This window comes from Microvirga sp. TS319, assembly GCF_041276405.1.
Classification (GTDB): domain Bacteria; phylum Pseudomonadota; class Alphaproteobacteria; order Rhizobiales; family Beijerinckiaceae; genus Microvirga.
In genome coordinates, this window is sequence record NZ_JBGGGT010000001.1 from 910,102 (window position 1) to 926,979 (window position 16,878).

Consider the following 16,878-nt stretch of genomic DNA (forward strand, 5'->3'; position numbering starts at 1 on the left):
AACTCAATACGGATGCCTCATCTGATCCGCGCCGAGACTATCGGACACGCCGGATGCTGGTGATCGTGCCTTCCGGCAGGGAGCCTTGCTCTTGCTGGGCTTGGGCAATCACGCCGACAGCCCAGGTGTCGCTCGCCTTTGCTGGATCATCAATCCACAGATAGGCAGTGCGACCATCGTCATAGTTCACCATGAACATGACCGACTTCGCAGGAGGGGCTTTTCGAAACGTGTACATCGCGTCCTCACGTGTATGGCCATCGAATGATGGAGCGTCGCAAAGAAAATGCCGCTCCACCCGGGAGCGGCTTCGAAGAGGCGCTTATAATATGCGCCCAAGCATCCTTAGGCTTTCTGGATGTTGTTGACGGCGATCTTCCCGGAGCGGCGGTCCTCGGCCGTGTCGAAGGAGACCTTTTGGCCTTCGACGAGGTTGCGCATGCCGGCGCGCTCCAGAGCTGTGGCATGGACGAACACGTCCTTGTCGCCGTTGTCAGGCTGAATGAAGCCGAAGCCCTTCATGTCGTTGTAGAATTTCACAGTACCTATGATCATAGGGGTAACCTTTCGCGGTTGTTGCAGATGCACGTGAGCCAAGGCACGCGAAAGTGCGGCCTCAACTCGGTTCGTCGATGTTTGGAAAGAGTGTCTGAACGTGCGCCTGGCAGTGCCAACAGCGAAACGGCCCGATTGTCCGGCCAAAGTCGATAATAGAAATATAGTGATTAGTAGGGTTTTTACAAGAGGGTGGGCCGGGATTGCTCGAAGAACAGGCGGCGGAAGGATTTGCTTCCCTATTTTGCTTTCCCATTACGCCAAACGATTTTCGACGACGAGCCCGGAATCTTCCGATCTCACCGGGAATGACTATGAAGGCGGGAGGGATCGCTCTGCGCCGGGAATCAGCCGGGCAAACTCAGCCATGCCCCCGAGCGCCGGGGCGGTTCAGGCTAGACGGGTGATCGCGTAATCTTCTTGATCGGAATGCGGGGCCGGCCGGCTTTCTCCGCGATGGCATTGTCCTGCTCCTCGATGGCTTTCCGGGCCGGCTCATCCCCGTCGAGCCCACCCAGAAGGGACCGCGTTACACGTCGGTTCGAGCTGCGGGAGCCATCCTCGTAGAGAACGTCGAAGAGAGCATAGCCACTCTCAAGGGGCTTTGACTTCTTGCGGGCCATTGTTCGGGTTCCTTTACATAGCTGTACGCACGAGATGCCTCATAGGCCAAAATGCAGAGGCCGCCCCAAGTCGGAGCGGCCTCTCTTGCGAAATCAGGGACCAGAGGGTTTGATCAGGCCGTCTTCAGGTTCCCTGCCGATTCCTTGCCCGTGCGGCGGTCGGATTCGACATCATAGGAAACCTTCTGCCCCTCAACCAGACCACGCAGACCGGCGCGCTCCAGTGCGGATGCATGGACGAAAACGTCCTTGCCGCCATTGTCAGGCTGAATGAAGCCATAGCCCTTTGTTTCATTATACCACTTCACCGTACCTGTCGCCATGGGGAGCTCCCTTCTCTGTTGATGAGCAATCTAAGCCAAGATGCGTCAGCGCCTTGGCTGGATGAGTATCGATACTTGGGGAGATCGCCCGTGCAGATGCACGGTAAGGCACAGCAGCTCAGTCGTCGGCCAGTCTCGATATCGGGACAATAGGACGACTTCGGAGGCGTTACAAGACGGTGATCCGATCTAACTACATCTAACGCCAAGCTGTACAATGCCGGAAGGTCGGCTGATGATGCTGTGGACGGCTCCCACCCAGGGTGAGGGAGCATGGCTGTTGTCAGTAGCCACGAGCCCACGAGCAGCCCATGAGCACGGTCACCACCATTGGTCCGGACATCGCCAAGTCCGTTTTCCAGGTACACGGCATCAGCGCCACCGGCGAGGTGTTGATCCGGCGCCAGGTCAGGCGGGGCAGGTGCTCAAGTTCTCGCCAGCCTGCCGCCTTGTCTGATCGGCATCGAGGCCTGTGCGAGCGCCCATCACTGGTCGCGCGAGCTCCAGAGCCTGGGCCATAAGGTGAGGCTTATGATGCACCTGGCGTGGCTCATGCAGGTGCGGCACAAGACCATGCTGACCAATGCCATTCGGGCCCACTTGGCCGAGTTCGGCTTGGTGGCGAAGGTCGGCCGGGAGGGCATTGATGAACTGCTGTTGATGGTCCGTGATGGCGATGAGCGCGTGCCGGAACTGGCTCGGGCCTGCATCCTGGTGTTGGCAGAGCAGTTGGTGCTGATCACAAGCGTCAGATCCTGGAGGCGGACCGGTGCATCACTGCCTGCCACCGAGCCAGTGAGGTTAGCCGCCGGCTGGCTGAGATCCCCGGCATTGGCCCGCTGCTGGCGTCTGCTCTGGTGGCGCATGTCCCCAACCCGGAGACTTTCTCCCCAGGGGGTAATCTGGCGGCTTGGATCGGGCTACAGCGTCGGACGTGAAACCGAACCCACAGCCGATGCTGTCAGTTTCTGTTTCTGAGCATCTTTCCACGCACAACCGGTGCCCACTTTTGGGTCGATGCTCTTGTGCCGAAGCAGAACTCGAGTGGTGGCAAGGAGCGGCTCGGCGGGGTGACCAAGCAGGGTAACCGTTACCTGCGTTCCATGCTGACGGCCGGAGCGCTGGCGGTGTTGTCCGCTTGGCGTCTGCAAGGGTAGTATTGGCCGGCACGTCGATGATCTTGGACATTGGTCCTAGACTTGCGCCAGGCTCCGCGCCTTGCTGGTTCTCCTTTGGCCCGCGAGTTCCTTCAGAAAGGCATCGGTCCACCAGGAGATGTCATAGCGCCGGAGCACATCCATCATCCGCCGCCAGCGATCGATCCGCTCCGCCTGGTCCATGTGGAGGGCCGTGTTGATGGCCTCAGCGACCTCAAACTTGTCGTTGGGGTTGACGATCAGAGCACTGCCGAGCTGCTCCGCAGCCCCGGCGAACTTGGACAGCACCAACACGCCGGGATCCTCCGGATCCTGCGCGGCCACATATTCCTTGGCCACAAGATTCATGCCGTCGCGCATCGGCGTGACGAGGCCCACCCGTGCGATCCGGTAGAGCCCTGCCAAGACACTGCGTGGGTATGCGCTCGTCACGTAGTGGATCGGCACCCAGCCAGGTTCGCCATGTGCACCGTTGATCCGCCCGAGGGTCTCGCTGACGGTCCGGCTGAGCGAGGCGTATTCAGGGACCTCGCTGCGGCTCGTGGGCGCGATCTGGAGATAGGTCACGCGACCGCGCTGATCGGGGTTGCTGATGAGAAAACGCTCAAAGGCTTCCATCCGCTCGGGGATGCCCTTCGAGTAGTCGAGGCGATCGACCCCGATGATGAGGCTGCGCGAGCCGAGGTTGGCGACGGTCTGCTTGATCAGGCGATGGGTGGCGGGGCGGCGGGCAGCCTGCTCGAAGCCGCTCATGTCGATGGCAATGGGAAACCCCTTCACCCGTGTCTGGCGGCCATCGAGGACGATCACATCAGCTGTGCGCTGGGTGGCATCGGTCTCCTGGAGGATGCCACGCCGGAGGTTGTCCGCGTCCCGCTCGGTCTGCACGCCGACGAGATCGTAGGCCGTGATCGCACGCAGCAAGTCCGGGCTTCCGGGCAAGGTGCCGATGACCTCCGGAGCGGGCCAGGGGATGTGATGGAAATAGCCGATCCGGTTGGCCACGCCCAGCGCCCGCAGTTCAGACGCCAGCGGGATCAGATGGTAATCGTGCACCCAGATGAGATCCTCCGGCCGGATCAGCCGCGCCAGCGCTCCCGCGAAAGTTCGATTGACCCGCAGGTATCCGGCATAGTCGGCGCGGGAGAAGTCCGACAGGCCAATCCGGTAATGCATGACGGGCCAGAGTGCCCGATTGGCAAACCCGCTATAATATTCCTGGCGGTCCGTGGCGGTCAGATCCATCAGGGCATAGCGCACATGGCCCTTGTCGATCATCTTCGGCTCGGCGGATGGGTGGGCCGAAACTTTTCCGCTCCAGCCGAACCATAACCCGTCCTGGCCCTGAAAGGCTTCGCGCAGAGCAACCGCCAAACCGCCAGCGGAGCCCTTACCGGTTGGATCGGGGATCGAGACCCGATTGGACACGACGACGAGGCGGGACACAAAGCTCTCCGAACTGTTCCGTGACAGGTACCGTGAAGGTACTCGATCCCAAATAGGGCAATCCTGCGCGATGACAGTCTCCGCGACCAGATCATGTTCCGCGGCTGCAGAGCATCAGGGTCCGTATGGGGCAAGGAGGTGTCCGTCGTCTCGCCGGATCGTGCGGTAGCATTCGCACACCGCCGGTTCCAGATCCATTCGGCTGAGCACAATGACACTTCCACGAGCTTGGCAGATCCGCACGGCCGTTTAACACTCGGCCCTGACGCGGCGGGTGATGTCCCAAAATGACGCGAAGTGCTGGATCACGCGACTCTGGCCGTCGTGAACAGGGCTGACGAACTGTGCCGCCCAGACTTCCCGGCCGCTTGTAGCCCGAAGTTGGACCCCAAGGTTGAGAGGCTCGTCCGCAATCATGGCGGCCCGGATGTGCCGCTCCACCTCAGGATCAGTGTCGGGGCCGGTCGGAAAGAAGTAGTTCTGGCCCAGGGCCCCTCGCGGGAGTAGCCGAAGAGGTCGATGAAGGATCGGTTCACGTAAACGATGGGATTGCCACTCACCGTGGGGTCGGTCACCGCCATGGGCATGCGGGTGGCCTCGACCGCGGCGACGAACGGGCGGCCGCCGCGCCGGAAGGCACTCACCCGCTCTTCGGCTCGTCCCTGACGGATGCCAGCGGGTGTTGGGTCAGGCCTCACATGATTTCGCTCCAGCTCGAGCATCGGACGCGGGAAGTGCATTTGCACTTTGGGATCGAATCCGATGCTCACTCCTAGCAGTGCGCATCGTTCTTGCGAAAAACCGGGTCCACTTTTTCGCACGATGCGCTAGGATGCCCGCTTGCCACCGGCCGGTTTTGGTGGGGTGCTGCCCTTGCCTTGGCTCACGAAGGAAGAAGTCGGGATTTCGGTTTTAGGCTTGTTCTGTTTCGGCTTCTTTGCTTCGCGGTTACCGCGCTTTTCGCCTCTGGCCATCGGTTATCTCCATTGTCAGTCAGGTCTTGGGAAAGATCTCGTGTCAGTTATGGGACGGCTTGTTGAGCAGATGATCGAAATCGGTCAGCACCCGATCGATCAGCGTGCGGCGACGCAGATCGGCTGCGTCCAAACTCTGCGCGAGCAGACCCAGCAGATAGCGCGCCTTCTCGACAGCTTCCGGCCAATCGGTGGCGGGTGCGGCAGCAAGCAGATCTTCCAATTCCGCTTGTCGTGCGTGGAGTGCTGCTTGATCGGCCTCAACTTCGGACCGTAGGCGTCGAAGGTCAGTGGCTTTCTGGGCTGCCATGCCGCGATGCGCATCAAGATTGGTTGGTTGATCAACCATGGTGAGCCTCCTCCTGTGGGTTTAGAAGCGAACCTGTTGCCAGTGATGTGATCTCATCCATCCGTCGGCCTCCGTAGCGACCGTTGTCAGGTTCGGTCCGTAAGCAGTCGCGCCAGCGTCTTGGCCTGCTGAGTACTCTCGCCGATTGGCTCGGGCGCCACGAGGTGCCACCCGTGGGCTCGAAGGGCCCAGGCCACGTCGGAGAGGCTGCCGAGCGGCTCATGCGGCCACGCAAGCTCGCCCGTTGGCGTGAGGATCATGAACTGTCGTGACGCCTTCCTGCCGACGCGAGCGACGTAGAGGGTCTCATCGCCCTGACGAAGCAGTGCAACAGGATCGTAGATTTGCGATCCGCGAAAGAAGGCGTCTGCGCCGGTCAATCGATTCACACCTGTGCCGTGATCTCGCTCTCGCGCACCGCCCGCTCGCCGAAGCCGGACGATTTGATGCGATATGAGACCTCGCCGGTCTGATCGGCCGGCATAAGGCGCGTTACCTCATAGATCCCGCTTGCAGTTGCACGCTTATCCGAGAAGTTCGGGTGAGTGATGCGAACTAGCTGGCGAACTTTATATTTGTGAGACATTCATTTCTCCTGAAGTCCAAGGGCTATCGGGCAAGGCAAGGCGGATAAACCGCTGCCGGATGATTGCGGGTAAAAACAAAAAAGCCGCCCCACAGGGGAGCGGCTTCAAGACCGAGCGGCACAGGCCTATGTCCTGAGCCGGTCATCACCGATTACGCCGTTTCGATGTTGTTGACGGCGATCTTGCCGGAGCGGCGGTCTTCCGCCGTGTCGAACGAGACCTTCTGGCCTTCGACGAGGTTGCGCATGCCGGCGCGCTCGAGCGCCGTGGCATGGACAAAGACGTCCTTGCTGCCATCGTTCGGCTGGATGAAGCCAAAGCCCTTCATGTCGTTGTAGAATTTCACTGTGCCCATGATCATGGGGGTAGCCTTTCGCAATTGCGGTAGATGCACGTGAGGGAAGGCACGCAAAAGCGCGACCTCAACCCGGTCCGTCGATGTAATGGTAAGAAAGCCCGAACGTACGCCCGACAATGTCAAAAGCGAAACGACCCGATTGTCCGGCCAAAATCCGATAAAAACTATATAGGTCTTCTACCGGGAAATAACAAGTGCTGTTCGTCTTTGCTTTTAATTGAGGAAAAACTTGCGAGCGTTCGAGCTTATCTCAGGACAAGGCCGTGTTTAACGGGGCGGTCTCGGTGTCTGTCAACCTCGTGCGATACACCCCGCCTGCCGCCGCTAGCATTCGGGCGGCAACCGGGGCCACGTTAGAGGTGCGCCGTCTCATCCTCCAACAGGGATCCGATCAGGCGGAGCAACTCTTGGTGCTCAGGTCCGTGTCCGGAACTCAGGAAGGCTCCGATCTCGATGTGATCGACATTGCCGCCAGAGGCTGAGTTGGCTTCATGCCGGACAAAAACCTCTCCCGACGCATTGCGGATCAAGAACCAGCGGTCGCCAGTTGGACTGCTGTACAGCTTTCGCGCCTTCGTCATCTTCGGCTCCCTGCTTGGCGGAGAGAACTCCCGGATGGTTGTTCTTTGTCCCTGGCACCATGTAGCTGTCCTATCAGGCTTTTCGAGGGGCTTTCCCGGCGTCTCTGCAAGGAAGAACATCCCTGGCGAGCAAGCTGCCACGTTGCGAAGGGACGTCCCTCATCCGGTGACGTCTGTCTCCGGTCGGTCCCGTCCCGGCGAGACTTCTTCGTGCCAAACGCCAGCTTCGTCCTGGAACTCGATATCCTCAGTCGCGCCCGGCAGCCTCTGTTCAGAGGCGGCCCGCTCCGCAGCCTCGCGTGCTTCGCCATGGGTGGCGTAGCGTTCCGAGAACACGTCGCCGACTTTATAGGCCCATCCGCCCTCGTGCTCCACGATCATGTAATGGACATGCGCCATCGCTATCCTCCCATCGGGCTCGGATGAAGTGAACAACATACTCGGAGGACGGCTGTCGCATCCTCAGGTCCTGTGACCCTTCGGGCTCCAGACAAACACCTCCTCACCGCGCTCATCGACGACCCGCAGGGCATCCCGTTCTTGCGGCATGGCCAAGGTCTCAGAGAGCGACCGGGCTCTTACTTTTGCGTGCTCCAGATGGGTGGTGCCATGTTCAACTTGGCCGAGTGTGGCGTGGGCTTGGTCGGTGTCCCGGACCCGAAAAAACTCGATGATAAACATTGCTTGCGCACCGCCTTGCTAGAGGAACCGATAGGCCACATGCCCTTTGGAGATGCCTCGATCTTCCACCTCGACCTTTCTGTCAGCGTAGAGACTTGGAATGCCGACCGGATAGTCGGAGCATTCCTGGAATCGGGTACTCATGGACCATGTGATTCTATCTCGGGCAGTATCGCCGCGTCAGCATCGGTTCGCGCGAGGATTGCCTGTAAGACCGCCAGTGCTGCCTCATCGGCTGCTGCGGCTGCAAGCTCAAAGACCGCAATGGCGTATGCTTCCGCATCATCGGCGCGGGCTTCCAGCAGATGAGTCTTGTGGCGCTCTGTCCAAAGATCCCTGCCTGCAATGGAGCCAGCCTTTCTCTCCGCAAGCCACGTCTTGACCCTGACATTGGCTGCTTCAACAGTCACGCGGTTGTCGTAGATACGCTGCTCGACGCGGTCGAGTTGGCTTTCAAGGGCCTCCTGAGACTGGTCGAAGATCGCCGCGCCATTCGATTTTAGCGCCTCAAGCCGACGGTCCATCCCATGCAGCTTGATCCGCAGCTCGTCGCAAAGGCGTCCGATCCGCTCACTCATTCCCGTCTCCCGTAAGATTGTGCTGTGATGGTTGTGATGGTCATGAGGAGGGCGGGTTGGCGCCGCCCTTCGATGGCCACCCGTCGCTGAATTGGCCGGCAATGCCTGTACTGAAGACCTTGGCCCCCGGCCCGGCAGACTGAGCCTCCGTCGCGGCGGCGTTGATGGCCGAAACACGGGATCCATACTCCCCATGGTGTTTGCCGTTTACCCGGATGCGCCAGGCGCCATGATGCCGAACGACGTAGAATTCCATTGCCATCGATTGACCTCCACTGATTGTCCGTCCGGACCGGGAGGCACAGCCATCCAGGCCTGATCCAGCAAGGGGGGTAGAACTGCTTGCCTGCCATCCAGCCTTCAAAGTCAGCCTTAGCAGTCTCGTCGGGCAGGCTGTAACGGACCTTCACAAGAGAGATCAGTTGCGCCTCCTTCTTGATCCCGGACAGGTCCCGGGTGGTTAAGCGACTCCGCTAGCGCTTCCCGTCATCCCGATACCCGGTCTTGCGGGTGATGATCCTCTGGCCTCCGCCGCTTTGATGGACAAACATCGGAGCCTCCTTTGTCGGGGCTGGACTCGCTCGTGCAGCGACCAGCTCAAAGCTGCTTGTCCAGGGCCCAGAACTCAATGTCTCTGGTTGCCTGCTCGTGGGTGAGGCCGTAGCTCTCCTCGACCTTTTCGATGAGCTCCGACAGAGTCCGGATCCCCGTCATCTCGACCATCGTGAATCGATCCCACCTGGACCACATCATCGGCAACGCGTGAAGCGTCAGCCCGGGACCGTCGCGGGCTTGGTAGTGCCGAAGATCAGACATGAAGCGGCTGTTCAGACGCATGGGGAACCTCCGCAATCGCTCTCAGATATCAACCTTGGCCGATCGCAAAGGCCGCAAGGCCGACAGTCCATCTTAATCTTATATGGGGAGGAGGAGTATATTTACAGTCGCTGGTATAAATAAATTAGAATATATCTGTTTTGCGTATCTAAGATTTACATGAAGGAGTATGCTGTAGTTCATAGGATTTATGGTAGGCAGGAAAGGGTCCTGTCATGAGAACGCATCGCTACGCTGTCGGACAACATGTCAGCTACGCCGAAGGCTATTCGCCTAACAAGGCCTGGATCAGCGGTTATGAGATTGTTTCCCTGCTTCCTACCGGCAATCGGGAGCCTCAGTATCGGCGAGGATCCTGAAGGGGAGAAGGGTCCTGACCGTCAGGCGGCGAGAGATGCCGCTGTCGCCCAAGCTCGCGGCTTGATCGCGGAAGGCGCCAAGACTGGCGCGGACCGGCGAGGCTGGTGTGTCGAGGTCATGGGCAGAGCCGTGCAACGGGTGCTGACCGTGGCGTTCTCGGACACTCTCGCCGCCAAGGCCCCAACGAGCCGGGACAACACTATGACCGGGGGCGACGACAGCTAAGAAAGCGAGCCACTTATGAGCAGAAGCCATGCCAGCCTCGCCCAGCGGGTCGTGAACTCCGTCTGGAAAGCCGTGAAGATGCTTGAAGCTCGCCCCGCCCCGCCCCCGAAGGTGAAGCTCAACGGGCGGCGCGGCTATGGCGATCGTGATATTCCCTCTTTGGAGCGAAACCCCACCGGTGAACCCCACCGGTGAGTGAGACTCAAGGTTCAGGCTCGCTCCACATAGGATGCTGGGCCAGGGTGTCGTTCTCACGGACGGGCATTCCTGATGGCCGCCGGCCCGAACTTCGCCATCTGCCACTTTGCCCCCTGTGAGGGAGCTGAGCAGCCCTACCTTTCTTCCTGCCGCTGGTATGTGGCCCTGGAGCGTCGTTCGGATCGGAAAACCAGGTCCACTTTTCGCGAGCGCGGCCCGCTGGGTTCGCACGATGCGCTAGATGCTCTCTCTGGCCCCGGCATGCTGAAGCCACAATGCGAGAGGGCGCTCCATGGCAGGTTCAAGATTGAGGTTGGCGGGTCGCTGGCCGGACAGAGCCTCAAGGGACTGTTCAGGTGATTGCTCCAAGTCCGGAAGGGGCTGTGGTACCCGGCAGAGCTCGTACTCACCTGCAATACGGATCTCGTGCCTATGGACGGAGGCGATCCGGTATCGCGGCTCGGCGGCCTCTGTATTGATGCAGGTGATGATCGTATAAGGAGTAAGGAGCCCTCCACATGAACTGAGAGTGCCGCCTCTTGGTGCAAAGAACGACTTCTCCGACTGCGAACTGGTGGGCTTGCATGACGCATCCTTTCCCTGCTGGGTTCGTGCGGGCCGCAATGCACGAACCAGGGCGAACCTGTGCGGTCGGTGAAAGGATCCGGCTCGATAGGATAGTTCAAGAATGCCTGCTCTGGATCCGGCTGAAGCAAAACCTCAAGTCCTTAGGCTTTGAATAGGATCGCGGGAGACGAGAGAGCCGAGCCTGAGGAGTTAAGAGGAAGTGTCGAGATAGGTTCCAGCGATCAGGTGAACCTACTGGACTGGTCAGGGGAGTCTACACATGCCATAAGCGCTCCATGAGCACCGAACCCATGTATCCTTATTCACTAGAGGTCTTTCCCTGCGAGAAGCCAACGGGGCACTTTCAGTGGAGCATCCGCGAGCGTGGCAGGCTGATCCAACGATCTGACCGGCCGCATCCATCCGAGAGCAAAGCCCGAGAGAAAGGGCAGGCCGAGCTTGAGCGCCTTTTCTTCGGCGGTCGAGACAGGCGGTAGGGTCTACCCGACCGGCACCCTGCCACGTGCTAAGCCGAAGCCTCATCCTATTCTGCCGGATGCTCCTGGACCGGTTCAGCTTTCAAAGCGCGGTTAAGACGATGACATCATATCGGTTGGGACAAGCAGCCCTAGGCGTTCCGCTCAGCCCGGCCGATTGCGAGCCGCGGCAGTTCGAAAGGTCAAGAGTGTGAACGACTTGGATTGAGCCTGAGCGCTCGCGGCTCACGAACGGGGGTCCGGGGCTGATGCTGTGGATGGCTCCCACCCTGCGGTGAGGGGCACCGTTGCAGTAACTTGACAGGGGCATGGCGGACTCTTCGAACGGGTCATTCAGGCTGCAAGGCCGAAGGACCGAGTGACGAGACGGACTTCGCCTGTCGCCTGACGTCTCCGCTGGATGCAATGACCGCGGCGGATCACACGCTTGAGAGCGCCGTGATCCGAATCAATGATGTTGTTCAAGCATTTCGAGGTGCGGTGTTCGACATCCTGCGGCAGCAATTCCTCGCTCTGCAACCGCTGAATTGCCTTTAGATGCGAAGCCAATTTGTCGATTGTGATGGAGGAGGGAGCATAGTTGCCCGCCGCTGTCAGAGTTTTACGTAAGAAGCGATAAGCGGCTCCAGTATCACGCTGGCCAGACAGAATGGAGTCGATCAGTCGGCCCTGTTTATCAACCGCTCGAAACAAGTACAGCCAGCGTCCGCCTGCTCGCACATAGGTCTCATCCACCCGCCATGAGCCTGAACGCTGTCCCTGGTAGGGTCGCGCTCGCTTCTCAATCTCTGGGGCATAGTGTTGGACCCAACGAAAGATCGTGCTCGGATCGACGCTGACACTGCGCTCGGGCATTATTTCAATCAGATCGCGATAGCTGACCCCGTACTTGCAATCTTAGCGCATCGTGCGGACCCAGCGGGCCGCGCGAGCGAAAAGTGGGAGCCGGTTTTCGCGAGAACGATGCGCTCTTTCCAATAAGGGAGCATCGGATCGATCCCAAAAGTGGAATCTACTTCCCGAGTCCGATGCTCTAGCGCACGCACTTCACGCAGGCTCAGATTGTAGGCCAGATACCACCGGGCACAGAGCAGGATGACGCAGCGATCAAAATGCCTGCCCTTGAACACGCTACCCTCCATCCATGAGCCCGGGGAGGATTTCCCGAAACGCTGAAACAAATTGTTGCAACAGATCCTCGCTTCCCTGCCGGACAAGGAAGGGGTATCCTATTCACAAAAGGCAAAGTCCTGCGAACGTCTTGCGTTGGACGAGGGCTCCCGACGAGCCCTTTCGACCGGCCCCTTTTTTGACGTCGCTCCTGCACCGCGTGATTGCGTAACCGAATAGTGTAATTGGTTCGACGGCGGTGATCCACGCCCTGTGGCGTATGTTGCCGTTCCGAAGGAACCTCAAATGTAAGGAGATAGACAGGAACGGTAAATCTGACGCTGAGCTCCCGCTTACCTGCGTTCTTTCCGATGTCGGGCAAAGCGGCAAGCAGGAAAGTCGGGACCTTCAAGACAAACGATGCTGAAAGCCCAGACATGAGAGTGATCCCGTGGATCAGCGCTTCCTACCCGCAGGTCGGCCAGCCGAAACTGCGATTGCAAAGGACCCATCTCGTCGGTCGAGTAGCTCTAAATCAGAGTTTTGGAGGATAGCCGATGCAAGACTCGGACAGTCGTTCAAATGAGATGGACCGACGCGCCGTCCTTGCCAGCTTCGCAACCGGAGTTGGCGGCACCGTAGCCCCTGAGCCTGGAGAAGCCTCGGCTGACGCTGTAGTCGCCCAAGCTTCTGCGGCAGGGGAGGGGAGCCACGCTCTTGCGATACATGTGCGCGTGAATGGACGATCCCACTCCCTCCCCATCGACCCACGCACCTCGCTGCTAGATTTCCTTCGTGAGCATCTTGCATATACCGGCGCGAAGAAGGGGTGTGATCATGGACAATGTGGGGCCTGCACCGTTCACCTCGACGGGCGCCGCATCGTATCGTGCCTGACGCCTGCTGTCCAAGCTGACGGTCGGGAGGTCACGACAATTGAGGGGCTGGCCTCAAGTGACGGCGGTCTCCACCCAATGCAGCAAGCCTTCATCGATCATGATGCATTACAATGCGGTTACTGTACACCAGGCCAGATCATGGCTGCGGTTGCCTGTGTGCTCGAAGGGAACGCTCAGACGCCGGAACAGATCCGCGAATACATGAGCGGCAATATCTGCCGTTGCGGCGCATATGTGGGTATCGTCGCGGCTATCGAGGATGCTGCGCCGAAGATGAAGAGGACATAGCCATGCACCCCTTCATCTATATCAGAACAACGGCAGCGGCCGAGGCGGTGAGTAGCGTGATAGCCGGCGGACCTGGCGCGCAATTTCTAGCCGGTGGAACCACAATCTACGATCTTATGAAACTCAATATTGAGAGGCCTACACACCTCGTCGATGTGACGCACCTTGAGGACCTGAACGGCATCGATGCCGATGGAGCTGAGTTGGTCCTCGGCGCTCTCGCGCGAATGAGCGAGGTGGCTGCCCATCCGCAGATCGTGGCTGAGTATCCAGCGATCTCCGAGTCGCTCTGGCGAGCAGCTTCTCAGCAGCTCCGCAATATGGCGACACTCGGCGGCAACCTCCTGCAGCGCACGCGCTGTGCCTACTTTCGCGGCGGCGAGCCGTTCCCCTGCAACAAACGCAAGCCTGGTAGCGGTTGCGCGGCTCAACAAGGAATTGACCGCGGCCATGCGCTGCTCGGGGGCAGCGACGCCTGCATTGCTGTTTATCCGGGGGATTTGGGGATCGCTCTCGTTGCCTTTGACGCCAAGATCGATGTACTCGGGCCGGACGGCCAACGCACAATCCCGGTAGAAGAGCTCCACCGCGAGCCGGGAAACTCGCCCGACATTGAGACCACTCTCGGGCCCGGCGAGCTGATCTTGCGTATTCGGGTACCCAAGACCGCGGCTGGCCGCGCCTCCACCTATCACAAAATCCGCGACCGGGAATCTTACGCCTTTGCGCTCGCATCGGCAGCTGTCGCACTGGAAATGGAGGGTGACACGGTGCGTGCTGCACGCATTGCAACAGGGGGGCTCGCTACACGGCCCTGGCGTGCTCGTGCCGCCGAGCTGGCACTTCACGGAAAGGTGCTCACACCGCAGACCGCCCGCGAAGCTGGCGAGGCCGCCCTGCAGGGTGCAAAACCTGGGCACGAGAACGCGTTCCGCATTGAGCTCGGGGTGCGCACTGTTGCTGACGCCCTGATGATCGCCAAGCAAAGAGCATGAGCCGTGAACAACCTGTCCTTCCCTGACACTCCGCGCGTTGATGCCTGTGACAAGGTCCGCGGCAGACCGCTCTTTGGGTCCGACGACGTTCGTCCCGGACTACTGCACGCTGCCTTGGCCGTCTCAACCATTCCCAAGGGCCACATTGTCGCTCTGGATTCAAAGGCGGCGAGCGGCGTACCAGGCGTCCGGCTGGTGCTCACTCACGAGACCATGGGCGCCGTAACGTCGAGCGGCTTCATCATGGGCGGCGGCTACGGCTTCCAGAGCTTCCAACCCATGTTGTCGCCGGCCATAGCCTACCGCGGCCAGCCGATCGCGCTCGTCGCAGCCGATACGCTCGAAGCGGCGGTGGAGGCGGCGCACCTCGTCACAGCCGAGTACATCGAGGAGCCCTTTAGTGTCACGCTCGACGCAAAGGGCACGGAGATCGTCCACCAGGCGGATACGCCGCTGAGGAATTTCATCCCCGAGATCATCGCGGGCGACGCTAAGAAAGCTTACGCTGAAGCGTCGATCAGGATCGAGGCTACCTATAACTGCCCACCGCAGCACCAGAACCCGATTGAGCTGATCGCCACGGTCGCCGAATGGAGCGGCGACAAGCTCACCATCCACGAAGGAACCCAGAACGCCGAAGCCATACGCCACGGTGTTGCGTTGGGACTAGGGATCAGTCCGGAGAATGTTGCGGTGATTTCCCCCTTTGCCGGAGGAGGGTTTGGCCAGAAGAACTCCTTGCAGATGCAGACCATCCTCGTGGCTGTTGCGTCTCGGCAAACGGGACGGCCGGTGAAACTTGTCGTTCCACGCGCTGGCGCCTTCCACGACGCGAGCTTTCGCCCGGCGAGTCGGCACCATATCCGACTCGGGGCCGACAAGTCCGGTAAGATGATCGCAGCTATTCACGAGGTTGACGCTCAGACGTCGCGCCATGATCTATTCCCCGGGGAATACACCGCAACCAGCGCGCGCCTTCATGGGTTCTCGAACTTTACCGGCGTGGAAAGGCTTATCCGCACCGACGTCCAGACGCCTGGCTACATGCGCGCGCCCTTTGAGCATCCAGCCTGCTTCGCCATGGAATCCTGCGTGGATGAGCTGGCCTATGCATTGGGCCGGGATCCGGTGGAGTTGAGACTGGCCAATGACACGACTCTTGACACGGCCACCGGGCTGCCCTTCTCATCACGCCACGTCGCCGAGTGTCTGCGCCGAGGCGCAGAGCGCTTCGGGTGGACGAACCGCTCCATGGCGCCCCGTTCCATGCTTTCTTCGGACGGTACTGAAGTCGGCTGGGGAGTGGCGATTGGAGCTTATCCTGGCCTCATCGCGCCAGCTATCGCACATCTGAAGGTAACCGACGAAGGCGAGGTCGTCATCAGCGTGGGCGGCCATGAAATGGGACAGGGTATCCGTACCGCGCTGGCTAACACCATAAGCCGTAAGCTCAGTGTACCTGCCACAAGTGTGAGGGCCGTGATTGGGGACACCCGTGCGGCTCCGCAGCACCTTACGGCCGGCTCCTGGGGCACAGCCTCCGCTATCCCAGTCGCCGAGGACGCAGGCGATGCAATGCTGGCAGCTCTTGTAGAGGTGACGCATGGTCCCCTAGCCGGTCGCACGCCCGCGGAAATCCTGAAAGCGGCAGGCCGCAATTCTCTAGAGGTGGAGGTCCAGAGAAAAGCCCCTGGCCAGCCGGATGCCATCTTCGGACGGCTCCGCGCGGGGCTGCCCTCCATAGGAGGCCCGGTCTTCGGGAGCTACGTCACCTTCAGCTATATCGCTCATTTCGTGGAGGTGCGGATTGAGCCTAACACACGACGCATCAGGGTGTCGCGCGTGGTGAGCGTAGTCGATTGCGGTCGGGTCATGAGCCCACGCACAGCTACCAGTCAAGTTCGTGGAGGTGTTGTGTGGGGAATAGGTGCCGCCCTGCGTGAGACGAGCGAGGTCGATCCGCGGTATGGTGGCTTCCTCAATGCCGACCTCGCAGAGTATTTGGTGCCGGTGAACGCTGATATTGGCTCGATCGAGGTGGAGTTTATCGACGAGCCTGACACCACATTCAACAGCGCCGGCACCAAGGGCCTCGGTGAGGTTTCCATGGTTGGAGTCGCGGCAGCGATCGCCAATGCGGTGTTCCACGCCACAGGGCGACGCCTCCGTGACCTGCCGATCCGCATCGAACATCTGCTGTGACAAGCGCTGCGTGGGAGAAAGCCGGTGTCCATCTGACGAGAAAGCAGCGCATGGCGCCCAAGCGCATCATCACCGACACGCTGCCCTCGTACGCCGCCAGGAGGCATGCCAAGCCGAAAGTGGAGACCTGTCCCACAAGGGTCTGAACAACAGGGCTGAGAATTCGCAACTCCCGCCACGGAAGCGGGAGCGAATGATGCAGGGGGTTCGATCCGCAGGAGACCTGCAGCGGTTCACCTCGGTCTTTTCAGCCGTCGGAAGCCGGTTCGTTCCGTCTCATTCCCGCCGCTCTGCCCTCGCGCATCATGCGAAAAAGTGGGTATCGGCTTTTCGCAGGAACGATGCGCTGTTCTATAGTGAGGGCATTGCATTGAGCCCAAAAGTGGAATCCACTTCCCGCGTCCGATGCTCTGGGCACCCACCTTCACCGCCGTCAGGCTATGGCGGCTTGGAAAGCCGCGGCGGGCGTGCTCGCCTGAAATCAGCAA

The 16,878-nt window shown here is 60.1% G+C and carries 22 protein-coding genes and 4 pseudogenes; 7 read left to right on the plus strand and 19 right to left on the minus strand.

From position 1 onward, the window contains the following. Positions 1-37 precede the first annotated feature (37 nt). From AB8841_RS04130 to AB8841_RS04145, 4 genes are all read right to left on the minus strand, one after another. Positions 38-199: a hypothetical protein gene (locus AB8841_RS04130; protein WP_370434585.1), complete on the minus strand. Its 162-nt coding sequence runs from the start codon at positions 197-199 to the stop codon at positions 38-40. 146 nt (positions 200-345) lie between these two features. Next, positions 346-555, minus strand: a complete 210-nt coding sequence (locus AB8841_RS04135) for a cold-shock protein (protein WP_370434586.1) — start codon at positions 553-555, stop codon at positions 346-348. Between the two features lie 395 nt (positions 556-950). Further along, the gene (locus AB8841_RS04140) at positions 951-1,178 is read right to left on the minus strand and encodes a hypothetical protein (protein WP_370434587.1); all 228 of its coding nucleotides are present in this window, start codon (positions 1,176-1,178) and stop codon (positions 951-953) included. 113 nt (positions 1,179-1,291) lie between these two features. After that, positions 1,292-1,501: a cold-shock protein gene (locus AB8841_RS04145; protein WP_370434588.1), complete on the minus strand. Its 210-nt coding sequence runs from the start codon at positions 1,499-1,501 to the stop codon at positions 1,292-1,294. Positions 1,502-2,358: 857 nt separating this feature from the next. Here AB8841_RS04145 and AB8841_RS04150 point away from each other — a divergent pair. Next, a pseudogene (locus AB8841_RS04150) lies at positions 2,359-2,658 on the plus strand (transposase). A gap of 36 nt (positions 2,659-2,694) precedes the next feature. Here the strand turns inward: AB8841_RS04150 and otsA are convergent. The 13 genes from otsA to AB8841_RS04215 form a co-directional block, all read right to left on the minus strand. Next, a complete protein-coding gene (gene otsA, locus AB8841_RS04155) occupies positions 2,695-4,104 on the minus strand; it encodes an alpha,alpha-trehalose-phosphate synthase (UDP-forming) (RefSeq protein ID WP_370434589.1) in 1,410 nt (469 codons plus the stop codon). Positions 4,105-4,353: 249 nt separating this feature from the next. After that, positions 4,354-4,521, minus strand: coding sequence for a hypothetical protein (locus tag AB8841_RS04160; protein WP_370435530.1), 168 nt, complete (start codon positions 4,519-4,521; stop codon positions 4,354-4,356). Then, on the minus strand, positions 4,518-4,802 hold the full coding sequence (locus AB8841_RS04165) for a PAS domain-containing protein (protein WP_370434590.1): 285 nt from the start codon (positions 4,800-4,802) through the stop codon (positions 4,518-4,520). The genes AB8841_RS04160 and AB8841_RS04165 overlap by 4 nt, the downstream gene beginning before the upstream one ends. Positions 4,803-4,931: 129 nt before the next feature. Further along, positions 4,932-5,078, minus strand: coding sequence for a hypothetical protein (locus AB8841_RS04170; protein WP_370434591.1), 147 nt, complete (start codon positions 5,076-5,078; stop codon positions 4,932-4,934). A 43-nt stretch (positions 5,079-5,121) separates the two neighbouring features. Then, complete coding sequence (locus AB8841_RS04175; protein WP_370434592.1) at positions 5,122-5,427, minus strand: hypothetical protein; 306 nt, start codon at positions 5,425-5,427, stop codon at positions 5,122-5,124. Between the two features lie 86 nt (positions 5,428-5,513). Continuing rightward, a complete protein-coding gene (locus tag AB8841_RS04180) occupies positions 5,514-5,807 on the minus strand; it encodes a hypothetical protein (protein WP_370434593.1) in 294 nt (97 codons plus the stop codon). Positions 5,808-5,812: 5 nt separating this feature from the next. Continuing rightward, complete coding sequence (locus tag AB8841_RS04185) at positions 5,813-6,013, minus strand: hypothetical protein (protein WP_370434594.1); 201 nt, start codon at positions 6,011-6,013, stop codon at positions 5,813-5,815. Between the two features lie 152 nt (positions 6,014-6,165). Then, positions 6,166-6,375, minus strand: a complete 210-nt coding sequence (locus tag AB8841_RS04190) for a cold-shock protein (protein WP_161725313.1) — start codon at positions 6,373-6,375, stop codon at positions 6,166-6,168. A 350-nt stretch (positions 6,376-6,725) separates the two neighbouring features. Continuing rightward, entirely contained in the window at positions 6,726-6,953 is a 228-nt protein-coding gene (locus AB8841_RS04195; RefSeq protein WP_370434595.1) for a hypothetical protein, read from the minus strand. A gap of 159 nt (positions 6,954-7,112) precedes the next feature. Beyond that, positions 7,113-7,352 carry a hypothetical protein gene (locus AB8841_RS04200; protein ID WP_370434596.1) on the minus strand — a complete coding sequence of 80 codons (240 nt, stop codon included), beginning with the start codon at positions 7,350-7,352 and terminating at the stop codon, positions 7,113-7,115. A gap of 300 nt (positions 7,353-7,652) precedes the next feature. Further along, positions 7,653-7,778 carry a hypothetical protein gene (locus tag AB8841_RS04205; protein WP_370434597.1) on the minus strand — a complete coding sequence of 42 codons (126 nt, stop codon included), beginning with the start codon at positions 7,776-7,778 and terminating at the stop codon, positions 7,653-7,655. Next, on the minus strand, positions 7,775-8,212 hold the full coding sequence (locus AB8841_RS04210) for a hypothetical protein (protein WP_370434598.1): 438 nt from the start codon (positions 8,210-8,212) through the stop codon (positions 7,775-7,777). Before AB8841_RS04210 ends, AB8841_RS04205 begins: the two co-directional genes overlap by 4 nt. Before the next feature lie 597 nt (positions 8,213-8,809). Then, positions 8,810-9,049 (minus strand): hypothetical protein, encoded by a 240-nt coding sequence (locus AB8841_RS04215; protein ID WP_370434599.1) that lies wholly within the window; start codon positions 9,047-9,049, stop codon positions 8,810-8,812. Positions 9,050-9,346: 297 nt separating this feature from the next. On the opposite strand from AB8841_RS04215, the gene AB8841_RS04220 reads away from it, so the two are divergent. Together AB8841_RS04220 and AB8841_RS04225 are read left to right on the plus strand one after the other, a co-directional pair. Beyond that, positions 9,347-9,634, plus strand: coding sequence for a hypothetical protein (locus tag AB8841_RS04220; protein ID WP_370434600.1), 288 nt, complete (start codon positions 9,347-9,349; stop codon positions 9,632-9,634). A 15-nt stretch (positions 9,635-9,649) separates the two neighbouring features. Beyond that, positions 9,650-9,829: a hypothetical protein gene (locus AB8841_RS04225; RefSeq protein WP_370434601.1), complete on the plus strand. Its 180-nt coding sequence runs from the start codon at positions 9,650-9,652 to the stop codon at positions 9,827-9,829. Between the two features lie 1,400 nt (positions 9,830-11,229). Here AB8841_RS04225 and AB8841_RS04230 read toward each other — a convergent pair. Together AB8841_RS04230 and AB8841_RS04235 are read right to left on the minus strand one after the other, a co-directional pair. After that, positions 11,230-11,778 (minus strand): annotated as a pseudogene (locus AB8841_RS04230) (IS6 family transposase); the annotation flags it as partial. 170 nt (positions 11,779-11,948) lie between these two features. Next, a pseudogene (locus AB8841_RS04235) lies at positions 11,949-12,026 on the minus strand (IS6 family transposase); the annotation flags it as partial. A 567-nt stretch (positions 12,027-12,593) separates the two neighbouring features. Between AB8841_RS04235 and AB8841_RS04240 the strand changes: the two are divergent. From AB8841_RS04240 to AB8841_RS04255, 4 genes and pseudogenes are all read left to right on the plus strand, one after another. Continuing rightward, the gene (locus AB8841_RS04240) at positions 12,594-13,193 is read left to right on the plus strand and encodes a (2Fe-2S)-binding protein (protein ID WP_370435531.1); all 600 of its coding nucleotides are present in this window, start codon (positions 12,594-12,596) and stop codon (positions 13,191-13,193) included. 2 nt (positions 13,194-13,195) lie between these two features. Then, on the plus strand, positions 13,196-14,188 hold the full coding sequence (locus AB8841_RS04245; RefSeq protein WP_370434602.1) for a xanthine dehydrogenase family protein subunit M: 993 nt from the start codon (positions 13,196-13,198) through the stop codon (positions 14,186-14,188). Between the two features lie 3 nt (positions 14,189-14,191). Beyond that, the gene (locus AB8841_RS04250) at positions 14,192-16,390 is read left to right on the plus strand and encodes a xanthine dehydrogenase family protein molybdopterin-binding subunit (RefSeq protein WP_370434603.1); all 2,199 of its coding nucleotides are present in this window, start codon (positions 14,192-14,194) and stop codon (positions 16,388-16,390) included. 26 nt (positions 16,391-16,416) lie between these two features. Beyond that, a pseudogene (locus tag AB8841_RS04255) lies at positions 16,417-16,697 on the plus strand (IS6 family transposase); the annotation flags it as partial. Between the last annotated feature and the right edge of the window lie 181 nt (positions 16,698-16,878).

Bases quoted from the DNA above. Each gene is read 5' to 3' on its own strand.
- AB8841_RS04135 (WP_370434586.1), bottom strand. From the start codon at position 555: ATGATCATAGGTACTGTGAAATTCTACAACGACATGAAGGGCTTCGGC.
- AB8841_RS04190 (WP_161725313.1), bottom strand. From the start codon at position 6,375: ATGATCATGGGCACAGTGAAATTCTACAACGACATGAAGGGCTTTGGC.
- AB8841_RS04220 (WP_370434600.1), top strand. From the start codon at position 9,347: ATGAGATTGTTTCCCTGCTTCCTACCGGCAATCGGGAGCCTCAGTATC.
- AB8841_RS04145 (WP_370434588.1), bottom strand. From the start codon at position 1,501: ATGGCGACAGGTACGGTGAAGTGGTATAATGAAACAAAGGGCTATGGC.
- AB8841_RS04245 (WP_370434602.1), top strand. From the start codon at position 13,196: ATGCACCCCTTCATCTATATCAGAACAACGGCAGCGGCCGAGGCGGTG.
- AB8841_RS04200 (WP_370434596.1), bottom strand. From the start codon at position 7,352: ATGGCGCATGTCCATTACATGATCGTGGAGCACGAGGGCGGATGGGCC.
- AB8841_RS04175 (WP_370434592.1), bottom strand. From the start codon at position 5,427: ATGGTTGATCAACCAACCAATCTTGATGCGCATCGCGGCATGGCAGCC.
- AB8841_RS04195 (WP_370434595.1), bottom strand. From the start codon at position 6,953: ATGACGAAGGCGCGAAAGCTGTACAGCAGTCCAACTGGCGACCGCTGG.
- AB8841_RS04210 (WP_370434598.1), bottom strand. From the start codon at position 8,212: ATGAGTGAGCGGATCGGACGCCTTTGCGACGAGCTGCGGATCAAGCTG.
- AB8841_RS04170 (WP_370434591.1), bottom strand. From the start codon at position 5,078: ATGGCCAGAGGCGAAAAGCGCGGTAACCGCGAAGCAAAGAAGCCGAAA.
- AB8841_RS04225 (WP_370434601.1), top strand. From the start codon at position 9,650: ATGAGCAGAAGCCATGCCAGCCTCGCCCAGCGGGTCGTGAACTCCGTC.
- AB8841_RS04185 (WP_370434594.1), bottom strand. From the start codon at position 6,013: ATGTCTCACAAATATAAAGTTCGCCAGCTAGTTCGCATCACTCACCCG.
- AB8841_RS04215 (WP_370434599.1), bottom strand. From the start codon at position 9,049: ATGCGTCTGAACAGCCGCTTCATGTCTGATCTTCGGCACTACCAAGCC.
- AB8841_RS04205 (WP_370434597.1), bottom strand. From the start codon at position 7,778: ATGAGTACCCGATTCCAGGAATGCTCCGACTATCCGGTCGGCATTCCA.
- AB8841_RS04130 (WP_370434585.1), bottom strand. From the start codon at position 199: ATGTTCATGGTGAACTATGACGATGGTCGCACTGCCTATCTGTGGATT.
- AB8841_RS04240 (WP_370435531.1), top strand. From the start codon at position 12,594: ATGGACCGACGCGCCGTCCTTGCCAGCTTCGCAACCGGAGTTGGCGGC.
- AB8841_RS04140 (WP_370434587.1), bottom strand. From the start codon at position 1,178: ATGGCCCGCAAGAAGTCAAAGCCCCTTGAGAGTGGCTATGCTCTCTTC.
- AB8841_RS04160 (WP_370435530.1), bottom strand. From the start codon at position 4,521: ATGATTGCGGACGAGCCTCTCAACCTTGGGGTCCAACTTCGGGCTACA.